Below are 15,049 nucleotides of genomic sequence, written 5' to 3'. Positions count from 1 at the left end.
CTCCATTAGTTAAATTTTAACCAGCGCCATGCAATCAACATCGCCAATATTATAGCTATTGAGGACACCATATAGGATAGAAAAGCCCCACCCCAAGTCCAGGTTAGCCCAGCTACTAACGCCCCTAAAGCACCGCCTAAACCCTGACTAGTTGCCGCATAGATTGCTTGGCCTCGCCCGCGTAGCTTACCTTTAAACAAGTCATCAATCAAATGCAATGCAGCTGCGTGGAACAAACCGAAACTCGCGGCATGCAGCGTTTGGGCAAATAGCATCCAAGCCAAAGACTCAACGCCCCAAATATTCAGTTGCCAGCGAACGAGGGTTAAAGCAAGACTGGCCAAAATCAAGCTTCTTACCGATAGGGTTTTAAATAACCATACCATCGTCAGAAAAACAAAAACTTCGGCAACCACCCCCACTGTCCACAACCAAGCAATGATCTGTTTACTGTAGCCATGCGCGGTAAGATCGATTGAAAAAAAATTGTAATAGGTTCCATGAGAGAATTGAATTAAAAAGCTCACCATTAAAAGCGACCAAACCAAAGGTGATTTTAATAAATAACCGATCTTCATTTCTTGAGCCGGTGATGCGGTAATGCAGGCCTGGTCTTTTAGGCTCCAACTTACTAGCCATAACAAAATAAACAAACCCAGAATAACCCAAGGAAACCCTGATAACGCATAGTGACTAAAAAAAGATCCTAGCGCCAGCACCGCTGAGATAAACCCCAATGAACCCCAAAGCCTTATTTTGCCGTATTGAGTTTTTTGACTACCTAACTGACTAAAGGTATAGGCTTCAAATAAGGGCAAACCTCCATGCCAGAAAAAGCTAAACAGCGTGACCACAATTAGCACACCCATAAAACTTTCAGTCCAAAGCAAGCCAATAGAGGCTAAAGTCGCCATCCCAATCACAAACCGAACCCAGGGCATAATTTTTCCAGTTCGGTCAGCTAACCAACCCCAAAGATAAGGGGCGACAATTTTTGTGCCGATTAAGGCCGCCATCACCTGCCCAATTTGCCATGCACTGAAACCCAATTCCTGCATGTAAAGGCCAAAAAAAGGTAACAGACTACCAAACAGGGTAAAGTAAAAGAAGTAATAACTGGATAGACGCCAACGGGGAAAAACGGCTGGCGCCTCGGGGTTTGTGTTTAGGTTATTGTTTGTTGGCAAGATTCGCCAAATCCATTACGGGTGGAGTCACATCAGCATTTTGCGCGCGATGACGCAAAAAGTGATCTAGGAGTACAATCGCCATTTGTGCCTCGGCAATAGGCGTAGCACGAATACCTACACAGGGATCATGACGTCCTTTGGTAATCATTTCAACCGCCTCACCCTGTCGGTTAATGCTTTTGCCTGGCACGGTAACACTGGATGTTGGTTTTAGCGCGATGTGAGCAATAATTTCTTGACCGGTCGAAATTCCGCCCAAAATACCGCCTGCATGATTGGAATGAAACCCACGATCCGGTGACATTTCATCACGATGCTCACTGCCCTTTTGCTCTACCACCGCAAATCCATCGCCAATCTCTACCCCTTTAACCGCATTAATGCTCATTAATGCATGGGCCAAATCCGCATCCAATCGATCAAATACCGGTTCACCGAGCCCCACCGGAACCCCCTTAGCCACGATCGATAGTTTAGCCCCGATTGAGTCACCGGTTTTTTTCAACTCAGTCATATAGGCTTCCATTTCAGCGATCTTGCCGGGGTCAGGACAAAAAAATGGATTGGAATCAATCACAGTCCAATCGACCTTTTCAACTTTTACCGGACCTAACTGCGAAAGATAGCCCTTAACCTCAACACCCAAGCGCTCACGCAAATACTTTTTAGCCACCGCACCGGCAGCAACTCGCATCGCAGTTTCACGGGCAGAAGAACGCCCACCACCGCGATAGTCTCGGATACCGTATTTTTGTAAATAGGTGTAGTCTGCATGGGCGGGACGGAAGGTATCCGCAATTTTTGAGTAATCTTGCGAACGTTGATCGGTATTCTCAATGATTAAGCCAATGGGGGTACCGGTCGTAACCCCTTCAAATACACCTGATAGAATCTTAACCTGGTCAGGTTCACGACGAGCAGTGGTGAATTTAGACGTTCCGGGTTTGCGACGATCTAATTCAGCTTGAATATCTTCTTCAGTTAGCGCCAGGCCTGGTGGACAACCATCTATAATACAACCCAATGCTAAACCATGACTTTCACCAAACGTGGTCACTTTAAAAACCTGCCCTAATGTATTACCCGCCATAAAAACCCTTCTTCTAAGCTTTCAAATTGTTTTAAAAATCAAAATAATATCCCGGTATGCTAGGTCTGTTTGACGACGCCCGCGCACCATCACCCGACCAGGATTTTAAAGGTAATCGGCCATTTAGTGCCTGTATAGGTCGGGAATTGTCACCGATCAACTGATGAAACGTCAGCAATTGACGAATAGACGCATCAATGGGCTGTTTAAACACAATCCACACCACGCCCTCGGTACAAGGTGGCGTCGTCAGTGACCCAAGATAGCGGTAAAAGTTTTTGTTATCAGGTAAAAATCGAACCGGATTAAAATTTAAGTCCTCAACCAAATTCAGCGTATCCTTTTCTTTCGGTAAATGGCTCAAAATCGTTGCTAACGAAGGGTGCGCGCGCCCTTCTTGAACCAGTACACTGATAATAAGCTGCCGGCCTTCACCATCTCGGTGAAAAAGTTGAATTTCCATGGGGTAAGCAAAACCTTCTAGATGATGCTCACTGGGGGTTCTAAACCGATAATGGGTAAACTCATAACGCTGTTGATCCAAACGAATATAGCTTCCCAGTGGATAATCACCCCGAAGCCCTTGGTGATCTTGGATTAATCGAAGTGGAACGGGGCGATAGACAATATCTATACCCGGCATAGAAGGCGCATTCACCGCGACACCTTGCGCCAGATTAATCGGTGATTGAATTTGACCCGTCGCACAGCTAAGGTAGTTTGGATCAAGTCGGTGCCATAAACGCGGAGCCAACTCACCAGCATAACCCCATTTAGCAGGTTCAGGTTTGACAGGAGGCGTGATCACGGCAGGTGGTTCCGGTGCCTCCACCATTGACTCTTGCGGTTCGATGGCTGCGGCTTCCTCAACAACGGGGGCTTCAGTCTGCTGATCCTGCTGCTGCGCCATATGTGCTTCGAGTTCTGCGGCTAAATCAATCAAAGGCTCATTGGCAAACAAACTTAACGGCATAGCAAGTAAACAGATAAGCCAACCCGTATACCATTTCAGTTTTGCTCGTTTCATGCCATGCTCCCTAGCTTACCAAGGTTTAACTCGCTGCTTGAGAATATCTTCAAACAACACCAATTCACTTCGATTAATTGCAAATACCCCCTCTCCCCCTTGGTTAAACTCAAACCAATAGAGGGGTAACTCGGGGTAAACCTGCTCAACATAATACTGAGACACCCCGACCTCAACAATCAACACACCCTCTTCTGTTAAATAGTCCGCTGCTTGCGCTAAAATTTTACGCACCAAATCTAACCCATCAACCCCTGCCGCCAAACCTAATGCAGGCTCAGCTTGATACTCAGGAGGCAGGGCTTGCATTTCTATTTGATCAACGTAAGGGGGGTTTGACACAATTAAGTCATAGCGCTCACCCTCTAACGCCGAAAACAGATCAGACTCCACTGCGCGCGCGACCCCTTGCAGGTCATAGCGCTCGATATTACGTTCAGCCACCTCAAGCGCTTGAGGTGAAATATCCACCAAATCGACGGTTGCATTAGGCAGGTGTTGTAAACTCGCAATCCCAATGCATCCGGAGCCTGTGCATAAATCAAGAACACGCTCAACGGCTTCCGGTTCAACCCAAGGTGCAAATCCCTGCGCGATCAACTCTGCAATCGGTGAGCGCGGCACCAAGGTATGTTCATTAACAAAAAAACCTAGACCCGCAAAATTGGCTTCACCGGTAAGATAAGCTGCAGGCTTTCTGGTTGCAATACGTTGTTTATAGATATCCGTAACTTTTTTACGTTCGGATTCAGTGAGCCGACAAGTCAGAAAGTCCGGCACTTGGCCCCAAGGGAGATCAATCACAAAGCACAATAACAAACGCGCCTCGTCATAGGCATTATCAGTACCGTGACCAAAAACCAGGCCTGCTTGATTAAACAACCGCCCACCCCAACGAATAAAGTCCTGCAGGGTTTCTAAACCTTCATAATCATAGTTCAGCTCATTATCTTGACTCATGCGTCGGCCTTTTGTTTTGCATGTTTTGGTCTAAAAGCCTTCACGAAGGCTTCATTGGTTTCTAAAAAAGGCCCCTCAATAAGGTCAATACAATAGGGCACGGCAGGAAACACCGCTTCCAAACACTCACCAATTGCACTGGGTTTGCCGGGCAAATTAATAATTAAACAGGTTCCTCTTATACCAGCTACTTGTCTTGATAAGATTGCGGTGGGTACGTATTTCAATGAAACCGCGCGCATTTGTTCAGCAAAACCATCAAGTAACTTATCACAGACCGCAATCGTTGCTTCCGGTGTCACATCACGTTTTGCCGGCCCGGTTCCACCTGTAGTTAGAATTAAGCAACAGCCATGATCGACTAACTCAATTAAGGTTTGTTCAATCACAGACTGTTCATCCGGAATCAGTTTACTAACCGCTTGCCAATTATTATTGAGTGCCTGCTTTATCCATTCTTGCATCGCTGGCCCACCAAGGTCTTGATAGACACCACTGCTTGCCCTATCAGAGATGGTAACAAAACCGATTTTTATATTTTGCATAGCTAACCCTTGAAATTCGCCTCTTACACCCGCATATGATACCGTATTAATTCAACAATAAGAAATTGAAGCCAGTATGAATGATCAGGATTTAGACAAAACACTAAACGCAACGCCAGAAAACGAAGAGCAAGTCGTTGAGGAAGTGCATTATGAAGCACACCTGACCTTGCCAACCAAGCCGAATCCGGTCTTGCCTGAAGAAGTTTTTTTACTTCCTATCAAAGAACGCCCATTTTTTCCAGGACAAACCCTACCTGTTATCCTCAATAAGTCTGCTTGGCTAGACACCATCGAAGCCATCATGGATAGTGGAGCCAAGCATGTAGGTGTTGTTTATGTCGATAACGAAGATCATCATAATGCCAAGCCTGATGAGTTTCATAAAATTGGAACCCTGATTCGTATTCATGAACCTAAAATTCGTGATAACCATATCCAATTGGTTGCAGAGGGGCTTCGGCGCTTTCAAATTGAAGACTGGATTAACGATAGTGCGCCCTACAAAGCACAAGTTAGTTATCCGGCCGATATACGTACCGCGACAGACAAAGAATACAAAGCCTATGGCTTGGCGATTATGAACGCTTTTCGTGAGCTCTTACCGCTTAACCCTCTTTACAGCGAAGAATTAAGATTCTTTTTAAACCGTTACAGCCCTGAGGACCCGGAACATCTGGTTGATTTTGCCGCAGCAATCACTACGGCAAAACCGGAACAACTACAAGACGTATTAGAAACGCTTGACCTGCTTGATCGGCTTGAAAAAGTCTTAGCCCTTTTCAAACATGAAATTGAAGTGACAAAACTGCAGTTTAATATTCGTGAACGGGTTGAAGAAAAAATGAGCGATCAACAACGCGATTTTTTCCTTCGCCAACAGCTCAAAGAAATTCAGAAAGAATTAGGGATTGTAAAAGATGACCGTACCGCCGATGCTGACCTATTTCGTGAACGGATGGAAAAGCTGGTTTTAACCGAGGAAGCGAACAAAAAAGCTGAAGAAGAACTAAATAAACTCAATACCCTAGACCCCCAATCCCCTGAATATGGCGTTTCACGCAATTGGCTAGACTGGATGACCCAACTTCCCTGGGGGCAACACAGCAAAGACAAACTCGACATTCAACGTGCACGCCGTATTCTCGACAAGGGGCATGATGGCCTAGATGACGTGAAAGACCGCATCCTAGAGTTCATTGCTGTGGGCGCACTAAGGGGCGAGATTGCCGGTTCAATCATCTGTTTAGTAGGTCCTCCCGGCGTTGGAAAAACGTCTATCGGGCGCTCTATTGCCGGTGCGTTAGACCGTCAATTCTATCGTTTTTCTGTTGGCGGAATGCGTGATGAGGCCGAAATTAAAGGCCATCGCCGCACCTATATTGGCGCTATGCCCGGTAAGTTTATTCAAGCATTAAAAGACTGCCAAACTGCAAACCCGGTGATTATGTTGGATGAGATCGACAAAATCGGCGCATCCTACCGAGGTGATCCCGCTTCTGCATTACTAGAAGTCTTAGACCCAGAACAAAATCATGAATTCATGGATCACTTTATGGACTTGCGCTTTGACCTATCAAAAGCCCTATTTGTCTGTACAGCAAATACTTTAGACACAATTCCAGCCCCCCTATTGGACAGAATGGAGGTTATTCGGCTCTCAGGTTACATTACAGAAGAAAAGCTCCAAATTGCCAAGCATCACCTATGGCCCAGTCTGCTTAAAGAAGCCGGAATAACCAAAGAACAATTACAAATTACCCCGGCAGCTATTCGCCAAGTTATAGAGGGCTATGCGCGTGAAGCGGGTGTACGAAGCCTTAAAAAACTTCTCGCCAAACTGATACGCAAAGTCGCGATGAAACTGGTGATGCAAGAAGTCGAGTCTGTAAGACTTCATATTAGCGACCTGGAAACTTACTTAGGTCAACCCCGTTTCACACCCGAAAAACCTCAGCTTGAAATTGGTACCGTCACCGGATTAGCTTGGACATCAATGGGCGGCGCGACCCTTAGCATTGAGGCCTCACGCGTTCATACCCTAAACCGCGGATTTAAGCTTTCTGGCCAACTCGGCGAAGTTATGCAAGAATCAGCCGGGATCGCTTATAGCTATATAGCTTCGCATCTCGATAAGTTTAAAGCCGACCCTAAATTCTTTGACGAGGCATTTGTGCACCTACACGTACCCGATGGCGCTACCCCCAAAGATGGTCCAAGTGCCGGTATTACTATGGCGACCGCTCTGCTTTCCTTAGCACGCAATGAAGCAATTAAGTCACCCATTGCGATGACAGGCGAGTTAAGCCTCACAGGGCACGTACTGCCGGTTGGCGGTATTCGTGAAAAAGTCATTGCCGCTAAAAGGGTTGGAATAAAGGAGCTTATCTTACCGGAAGATAACCGTAAGGACTTTAATGAACTGCCGGACTATTTAAAAGCAGACATGCAGGTTCACTTTGCGAAACTGTTTGACGATGTAGCTAAATTAACTTTTAACATCCGAGCAAAATCTGCCGCACTCAGAGCCGTTGAACTTGCTGACAAGCAAAGCCAAACCACGACAGAACAAACAAAACATTAATCCACACACCAGGCCTGGTTGTGAGAGATCACAGATCAACCAGCTTGTAACCTGAGTGTTTGACAATTGGGTGAAACATTCGGGTTAAACTGGTCAGGCACACCGATACAAGGTAAAATAACCACTTTATTTTATTACCCAACTCATTATGCCTTCCACCTCCAACGCACTGGTTAAAACCTGGCCTCTTTACAAGCGGCTTCTAGGCTACATACGCCCTTACAAAGCTATGATTGCTGTTACGATTTTAGCGCTGCTAGTCATTGCCATTACTGAGCCCGCAATGGCAGCCATTTTAAAAGAGCTGGTCGATAAAAGCATGATAGAGCAGGACCCTGACAGCTTTATACTCCTGCCGTTAATGTTAGTAGGTATCTTTTTTATCAAGGGCGTTGGCGAATATGTTTCAAAAGTAAGCAGTCAGTGGATTGCTGAACGCGCCATATTAAATATTCGTAATGACATGTATCAAAAAATGCAATATTTGCCCATGCAAGAATTTTCGCGCTACTCAGTTGGGCAACTGATGTCAAAGATCACCTATGACGTGCAACAAACAAGTAATGCGCTGTCTCAAGCCTGGATAGTTTTAATTCGTGACAGCTTAATCCTGATCGCTCTTTTAGCCTATATGCTTTATATATCTATTTACTTGACTTTATTTATGCTTATAGTCGGCCCAATACTTGGGTTAATTATCCGCCAAGCCAGTAAAAAAATGCGTAAACATAGTCGAAGCATGCAAGGCAATATGGGACAAATGACTCATTGCCTTGAAGAGGGACTGGTTGGTCACAAAGAAATTAAAATCTATAATGCTGAAAACTATGAACAGCAGCGTTTCAATCATTCGGCAGAACAACTGTTTAAAAATACCATGCGTGTAACCCGGGTTTCAGCACTCAACTCACCTCTTGTACTATTTATTGGCTCGATTGCGCTTGCAGGCGTTATTTTTGTCGCAATGAAGCTATCAAGTTTTCAACAACTTACCCCCGGTGAATTGCTATCCTACATTACCGCAATGGCCTTAACCTTTGCACCGCTTAAACGTCTCACCAATATTAACATCATCGTTCAAAAAGGCATGGCCGCTGCGGAAAGCATTTTTGCATTACTCGATAGCCCTATTGAAGAAAACCAAGGCCAGCTTAAACCTAAAATAAAAGGGAAAATTCAATTTAAATCAGTGAACTTTAGCTATCCTAATAGCTCCCACCCCGCTTTACAAAACTTCAACCTGACTTTTCCTGCAAACCAAACTACAGCATTAGTTGGGCATTCTGGAAGCGGTAAAAGTACACTAGTTAACCTGATCGCACGATTCTACCCGATTGAGCAAGGGCAAATTTTGATTGATAACTATGAAATAAGCCAACTGGATCTTGCCTATCTCCGAAGCAAAATCGGCTTTGTTAGCCAACAAGTGGTCTTATTTAACGATACTATTCGAGCCAACATCGCCTACGGCCATCAAGAATTTAACGAACAAGCCATTATCGACGCAGCTAAATCGGCACATGCTTGGGAATTTATTGAAAAACTTCCGGAAGGGCTCAATACTCAAGTAGGTGAAAATGGCGCAAATCTCTCAGGTGGCCAACGCCAGCGCATAGCACTTGCTCGGGCTTTTTTAAAAAATGCACCCATTTTGATTTTAGACGAAGCCACTTCTGCTCTAGACAATCAAAGTGAAGCCTTAATTCAACAAGCAATGGATAAGTTACGTCAAAATCGCACCGTTATTATTATTGCCCACCGATTAACAACCATAGAAAGCGCTGATCAAATTGCTGTGATTGATCAGGGAGAGCTTGTGGAACTGGGTAACCATGCTGATTTAATGTCTCTAAACGGATACTATGCACGCCTCCATCAACAAGGAGATGGTCATGAGAGCGCATGAAGCGATTCTATTTAACAAACGCTTTCTACTTCCTAAGTACTGGGGTATATGGATTGGCGTTGGATTACTAAAAATGATTCATTTCCTTCCTTACACAGCACAATTTAAAGTCGGTGAGCTGATTGGGAAAGTGATGTATTTTTTTGCAAAAAAACGTCGCAAAATTGCCTTTGCCAACATCTCACAAGCCTTTCCTGAGTTAAGCAGACAAGAACGCAATGAACTCGTAAAACGAAACTTTGAATCCATGGGGATTGCTTTTATTGAGTTGGCGATTACCTGGTGGGGAATCCATCGCAAAAATGCAAGGCCAAATAAGGATCAGAATACCTTCAGCTATAAAGGTTTAGAGAATTTAAACGCCAAGCAAGAAGAGTCTAGCGGTGCACTATTACTCACACCTCATTTCACTCATGTTGATATGACAGGACTAATTAGCTCGCTCGTAACAGATGTCTATCCTGTTTATAAACCACATAAAAATGATCTGATTGACCATTTAATTGTGAAAGGGCGCACCCATAATATCAATAATCAAACTTGCCTACCCATCGACTATAAAGATACACGTCGTCTGGTCAAAACACTCCGTCAAGGAAGTAAAATAGGCTACCTGCCTGATCAAAGGTATCGAGGAAAAGGACATTTGAGCGTGCCTTTTTTTGGCCACGACGCTAAAAGTCATAGTGCAACCTCTAAACTTGCTAAAATGACAGGCTGCCGAGTTATTCCAAGTTTCACGCGAAGAATAGGTCATTGCTATGAAATAGAGTTTTTACCTCCCTTGGAGCATTTTCCAAGTGGGGATGACTATGCGGATACCTTAAGACTACATCAGCTTTATGAAGCTGAAATCCGTAAAAACCCCTCTCAATATCTATGGGTACACAATCGCTGGGATTTGAGCCAACAACAGATTGAAGAACTTAACCAAAAGGAACCAAAATGAAACTATCACCTATGAAAAAACTTCTACTAACCTACAGTGTCATACTCTTATTAGGCTTGAGCTCTTATTTCACAGGGGTGGTTTATTACGCGAATGTTGCCGGTTTTATAGGTGCGATGGGATTAATGTTGGTTTTCTTTAAAGATAGACCTGAACTTGAAGAAGGATCAGCGGAAGAACTCGCAGACAAAAAAATGCGTCTTTACTGGTATATTACATTTGGAACAGGACTATTTTTCAGCCTACTATTTGGTAGCCTATGGAACCATCAAATGGGCGGAATGGTATAGTTGTAAAAATCTTAGTCTAACAAGGCTAAGTAATAAAAAACCGCCTTTCGGCGGTTTTTTATTGTGTATAAAAGAGCAAACCAAATTATAGTTTTTCTTTGATACGCGCAGCTTTACCAGAAAGATTACGTAGATAGTAAAGTTTAGCGCGACGAACATCACCACGACGCTTAACAGCAATACTGTCAACCAATGGGCTGTAAGTTTGGAATGTACGCTCAACACCGACACCGTAAGAAATCTTACGGACCGTGAAAGCAGAGTTCAAACCACGGTTACGCTTTGCAATCACAACACCTTCATAGGCCTGTAGACGCTCGTTGTTACCTTCTTTTACTTTTACCTGAACAACCACAGTGTCACCTGGGCCAAATGTAGGGATTTCTTTAGTCATTTGTTCAGCTTCAATACGCTTGATGATATCGCTCATCTTTAAGCTCTCCATTTCACTGAAGTGTCATTGTTAATTAAGTAGACACTTCAAAATTGCTAATCAACCAACTTGAGCCAAGCATCGAGCTGACGACGTTGCTCAGAGGTTGGTGCCAATTTTTCTATTAAATCAGGGCGGCGTGCATAGGTTCGCAACCATTGTTGCTGCTCGCGCCAGGCGTCAATTTTTTTATGATGACCTTCAAGTAACACACTCGGTACTCGCATGCCATCAATTTCCTCGGGTCGGGTATAGTGAGGACAATCTAACAACCCCTGTGAAAAAGAATCTTGCTGTGCTGATAAATGATGCCCTAATGCTCCCGGAAGCAGACGAATCACTGCATCCATTAACATCATGGCTGGAAGTTCCCCGCCACTTACAACAAAATCACCAACACAAATTTCTTCATCTACAAAGCGTTCAATTACCCGCTCATCTACACCTTCATAGCGGCCACACAGTAATGTTATTTGCGGTTTTGCAGCCAATTCCATTACTTTTTGCTGTGTTAAAGGGTTACCTTGAGGCGACAAGTAAATCACATGCGAAGGCTGCCCTTCTAATGATTGCTCTATGTTCTCAAAGGCGGCTTTGAGTGGCGGGTATAACATAAGCATACCCGGCCCCCCACCGTAGGGCCGATCATCGACGGTATTGTGACGATCATGGGTATAGTCTCGAGGATTCCAAAAATTAAGTTTGTATAACTGTTTTTGTAATGCTCGACTACTAACACCCTGCTCTGTTAAGGCTGCAAACATTGGCTCAAACAGTGTGATAATATCAAACCGCATGCACTAGTCTTGCTCGACCTCTTCAGGTTGCCAGTCAACTTTAATCAACCGCTTGTCTAAATCGACATCTAATACATAAACATCCCAAACAAAAGGAATTAATATCTGCATATCACCCTTTACTCTCAGAACATCATGCGCACCGGTTTCAACCAGCTCAATGACCTCACCCAATAACAAACCTTGCGAGTTTTCAACCTGACAACCTATTAGATCGGTCCAATAAAACCCGTCTTCGTCATCTGGTAATTGCTCGCGCATTACCGCTATGTCTGACCCCATTAACTCACGCGCTTGTTCTCGTGAATTAACAGACTCTAAATGCGCCACAATAGCTTTTCCGCCTTGTGGTGCATGAGATTCAATCACCTTCATCTCAACCCATTGACCCTGGCGTTTTACCCACCAGGGTTGATAACTCAAAATATTACCGACTGGATCAGTGTGAGAATAAATTTTCACCCAACCCTTAACGCCATACACGCCATTTATTCGGCCTAATATTAACTTTTCGTTATCCACAATCTAGGCCGATAATAATTAGGCTTGTTTTACAAGACTTTTAACACGATCACTCATTTGCGCACCTTGCGCAACCCAATGATCTAGTCTCGCCTGATCGACACGAAGACGCTCTTCGTTGCCACGGGCGACAGGGTTAAAAAAGCCAACTTGCTCAATAAAGCGACCAGTTGCTGATTTGCGGCCATCTGCGACCACCATTTTATAAAACGGGCGTTTTTTTGAACCGCCACGAGCTAAACGGATTACAACCATTGCGATCTCCTAAATTATTTGATCAGGCGATGATGGGAAATCCCACCAACAAATTCTTCTGGACTAAACATACAAACGGCACTAAGCCTTTTGTGTTTTTAATCGACTTTACAATCCCTAAAGCGGATCGAAAGCCAAGCGCGCGATTATACTCAAACCCTCTTCAATTAACAAGGTTTATTTTGGCATACCACCCAAACCGCCCATTCCAGGCGGCAACTTCCCAGCCATGCCTCTCATCATGTTTTTCAAGCCACCTTTTGACATTTTCTTCATCATTTTCTGCATCTGATCAAATTGTTTTAACATTTTATTGATGTCTTGGACTTGCGTTCCCGAACCCAGTGCAATGCGACGTTTGCGAGAACCTTTTAATAAAGCAGGATGAGAACGCTCATTGGGTGTCATAGAGTTTATAATCGCTTCGAGTTTTTTAAACTCTTTTTCGGCAACCCCTTCTTGTACCTGGCCCTTTAACTGCCCCATACCAGGAAGCTTACCCATCAATCCGCCAATACCGCCCATCGACTGAATCTGAATCAATTGCTGTCTAAAATCTTCCAGGTCAAACTTACCGGTTTTTTGTAACTTCTGCGCGAAAGCTTGCGCTTTTTTCTGGTCAATTTTACTTTCAGCATCTTCAATGAGGCTCAGGACGTCACCCATGCCTAGAATTCGACCCGCCATTCGATCCGGATGAAATAACTCTAACGCCTCGGTTTTCTCACCTGCGCCGATAAACTTAATTGGCTTACCGGTAATCTCTCGAATTGATAAAGCCGCTCCACCACGCGCATCCCCATCGGTTTTGGTTAAAATAACACCGGTTAGTGGTAGCGCATCATGAAACGCGCGTGCCGTTATTGCTGCATCCTGCCCGGTCATCGCATCAACAACAAACAGTGTTTCAATGGGTCTAATAGCTTGGTGCAAAGCCTTTATTTCATCCATCATGTCACTATCAACATGAAGACGGCCTGCCGTATCGACCAGCAAAACATCCATAAATTGTTTTTTAGCTTCTGCGCGCGCGCGTTCAACAATCTCTACCGGATTTTCATCAGCATGAGAGGGTGAAAATTTTACATCGACCTGTTGAGCCAAGGTTTCAAGCTGCTTGATCGCCGCAGGTCGGTAAATATCTGCCGATACAACCATCACCTTCTTTTTTTCACGCTCTTTAAGCCAGCGTGCTAATTTAGCCACCGAGGTGGTTTTACCCGCGCCCTGTAAACCCGCCACCATAATCACCGCAGGCGGCTCAACTTTAAAATTAAGCGGTTCAACCTCCAACCCCATGGTTTCGGTTAACTGCTCCCTGACTATTTTAATAAAGGCTTGTCCCGGGTTAAGCGACAAGGAAACCTCTTGTCCCAAGGCTCGCTCCTGAACCTTTGCTATGAACCCCTTAACAACGGGCAAGGCTACATCGGCTTCAAGCAAAGCACGCCTAACATCACGAAGTGCATCTTTAATATTGTCTTCGGTTAGACGTCCCTGACCTCTCAAGGACTTCATCGTCTTGGCTAACCGATCGGATAAATTCTCAAACATAACCTTCTCTCAATTGATTTAAAATTTGTTCTTCTATACACTTTGAAATTAATTTCGTTATTATAGCGGATAACACCTCTACTCACATCCCAAGGAATTTGAATGATTAGTAGCCTTAGTGCATTGATGGCCAGCTTACTCTACTTAATGAGCACCTATTACTTATCGCAGGCTATTCGTAATACTGAAAAAAACACTGTTAATCAGAGAGTGCCCGTTTTAGCAAGCGCAGCATTCGGCTTGGTTCTTCATACCATCGCCCTCACATTAACCCTATTTAATCCTGAAGGCATGGTTTTTAGTTTTGGCAATGGCTTATCGTTGATAGGCTGGATTGGTGTATTTGTTCTGCTTATTATTAGTTTAAACAAGCCTACCGAGAGCCTTGGCATTTTTATTTTTCCATTGGCTGCATCAGTCACGCTGCTGCCTATGTTCGTTGGCCAACTTCATAGCATTGAATACACTCTTGGTTTTCATGTTGTTATTTCAATTTTTGCTTATAGCGTATTAGGTTTAGCCACCGCTCAGGCTATTTTATTCTCTATTCAAGAAAAACGTTTTCAAAAACGAAAGCTGACCAACCTCATACGTAGCCTTCCACCACTGCAGGTTATGGAAAAAACGCTTATTCAACTGGTTATTCTTGGATTTATTATTCTTTCAGTTGCGATTCTAAGTGGTGCTTATTTTATTGAAAACTTTTTTGATCAAAAACTGGCGCACAAAACCTTCTTTTCTATTCTTGCTTGGATTACCTATGGGCTGTTTTTAGCAGGCCACTTTCAACTGGGTTGGCGCGGACAAAAAGCAGCACGCTACACCATCTGGGCATATAGCTTTCTCGCTATCAGTTATCTTGGTACCCAAGGGGTTTTACTAGCAATGAGTGTTTTTTAGCCAATATTTGCTATAATCATTTTTCATTGATTATTGAATGGATCTAT

General features: G+C 44.1%; 15 protein-coding genes. 5 read left to right on the top strand and 10 right to left on the bottom strand.

The window, feature by feature from the left end; translation table 11 throughout:
• Positions 1-5 precede the first annotated feature (5 nt).
• Genes JX580_RS03420 through mog form a run of 5 tightly spaced genes read right to left on the bottom strand, consistent with a single transcriptional unit; the run spans position 6 to position 4,812 of the window.
• Complete coding sequence (locus JX580_RS03420; protein WP_248851398.1) at positions 6-1,187, bottom strand: MFS transporter; 1,182 nt, start codon at positions 1,185-1,187, stop codon at positions 6-8.
• Complete coding sequence (gene aroC, locus JX580_RS03415; protein WP_248851397.1) at positions 1,171-2,280, bottom strand: chorismate synthase; 1,110 nt, start codon at positions 2,278-2,280, stop codon at positions 1,171-1,173. The genes JX580_RS03420 and aroC overlap by 17 nt, the downstream gene beginning before the upstream one ends.
• A 31-nt stretch (positions 2,281-2,311) precedes the next feature.
• Positions 2,312-3,307: a carbonic anhydrase gene (locus JX580_RS03410; RefSeq protein WP_248851396.1), complete on the bottom strand. Its 996-nt coding sequence runs from the start codon at positions 3,305-3,307 to the stop codon at positions 2,312-2,314.
• A 15-nt stretch (positions 3,308-3,322) separates the two neighbouring features.
• Positions 3,323-4,267, bottom strand: a complete 945-nt coding sequence (prmB, locus tag JX580_RS03405; RefSeq protein WP_248851395.1) for a 50S ribosomal protein L3 N(5)-glutamine methyltransferase — start codon at positions 4,265-4,267, stop codon at positions 3,323-3,325.
• Positions 4,264-4,812, bottom strand: coding sequence for a molybdopterin adenylyltransferase (gene mog, locus JX580_RS03400; protein ID WP_248851394.1), 549 nt, complete (start codon positions 4,810-4,812; stop codon positions 4,264-4,266). The genes prmB and mog overlap by 4 nt, the downstream gene beginning before the upstream one ends.
• A gap of 76 nt (positions 4,813-4,888) precedes the next feature.
• Between mog and lon the strand changes: the two genes are divergently transcribed.
• The 4 genes from lon (at position 4,889) to JX580_RS03380 (ending at position 10,541) form a co-directional block, all read left to right on the top strand.
• Complete coding sequence (lon, locus tag JX580_RS03395) at positions 4,889-7,396, top strand: endopeptidase La (protein ID WP_248851393.1); 2,508 nt, start codon at positions 4,889-4,891, stop codon at positions 7,394-7,396.
• Between the two features lie 148 nt (positions 7,397-7,544).
• Entirely contained in the window at positions 7,545-9,302 is a 1,758-nt protein-coding gene (msbA, locus tag JX580_RS03390) for a lipid A export permease/ATP-binding protein MsbA (RefSeq protein ID WP_248851392.1), read from the top strand.
• Positions 9,289-10,251 carry a lysophospholipid acyltransferase family protein gene (locus tag JX580_RS03385; RefSeq protein WP_248851391.1) on the top strand — a complete coding sequence of 321 codons (963 nt, stop codon included), beginning with the start codon at positions 9,289-9,291 and terminating at the stop codon, positions 10,249-10,251. Before msbA ends, JX580_RS03385 begins: the two co-directional genes overlap by 14 nt.
• Complete coding sequence (locus JX580_RS03380) at positions 10,248-10,541, top strand: hypothetical protein (protein WP_248851390.1); 294 nt, start codon at positions 10,248-10,250, stop codon at positions 10,539-10,541. The genes JX580_RS03385 and JX580_RS03380 overlap by 4 nt, the downstream gene beginning before the upstream one ends.
• Before the next feature lie 85 nt (positions 10,542-10,626).
• Here JX580_RS03380 and rplS read toward each other — a convergent pair whose 3' ends face one another.
• The 5 genes from rplS to ffh all read right to left on the bottom strand — a co-directional run bounded on the left by rplS (position 10,627) and on the right by ffh (position 14,102).
• The gene (rplS, locus tag JX580_RS03375; protein WP_248851389.1) at positions 10,627-10,971 is read right to left on the bottom strand and encodes a 50S ribosomal protein L19; all 345 of its coding nucleotides are present in this window, start codon (positions 10,969-10,971) and stop codon (positions 10,627-10,629) included.
• 59 nt (positions 10,972-11,030) lie between these two features.
• Positions 11,031-11,771: a tRNA (guanosine(37)-N1)-methyltransferase TrmD gene (gene trmD, locus JX580_RS03370; protein WP_248851388.1), complete on the bottom strand. Its 741-nt coding sequence runs from the start codon at positions 11,769-11,771 to the stop codon at positions 11,031-11,033.
• A 3-nt stretch (positions 11,772-11,774) separates the two neighbouring features.
• Positions 11,775-12,293, bottom strand: coding sequence for a ribosome maturation factor RimM (gene rimM, locus JX580_RS03365; protein ID WP_248851387.1), 519 nt, complete (start codon positions 12,291-12,293; stop codon positions 11,775-11,777).
• An 18-nt stretch (positions 12,294-12,311) separates the two neighbouring features.
• The gene (gene rpsP / locus JX580_RS03360) at positions 12,312-12,548 is read right to left on the bottom strand and encodes a 30S ribosomal protein S16 (protein WP_248851386.1); all 237 of its coding nucleotides are present in this window, start codon (positions 12,546-12,548) and stop codon (positions 12,312-12,314) included.
• Positions 12,549-12,725: 177 nt separating this feature from the next.
• The gene (gene ffh, locus JX580_RS03355) at positions 12,726-14,102 is read right to left on the bottom strand and encodes a signal recognition particle protein (protein WP_248851385.1); all 1,377 of its coding nucleotides are present in this window, start codon (positions 14,100-14,102) and stop codon (positions 12,726-12,728) included.
• Positions 14,103-14,204: 102 nt separating this feature from the next.
• Here ffh and JX580_RS03350 point away from each other — a divergent pair, with 102 nt between their 5' ends.
• Positions 14,205-15,002 (top strand): cytochrome C assembly family protein, encoded by a 798-nt coding sequence (locus JX580_RS03350; RefSeq protein WP_248851384.1) that lies wholly within the window; start codon positions 14,205-14,207, stop codon positions 15,000-15,002.
• Positions 15,003-15,049 lie beyond the last annotated feature (47 nt).

It is taken from the genome of Thiomicrospira microaerophila, from assembly GCF_023278225.1.
Classification (GTDB): Bacteria; Pseudomonadota; Gammaproteobacteria; order Thiomicrospirales; family Thiomicrospiraceae; genus Thiomicrospira; species Thiomicrospira microaerophila_A.
The sequence above is the reverse complement of the archived record's forward strand: the minus strand, read 5'-3'. Positions and strand labels throughout refer to the sequence as shown.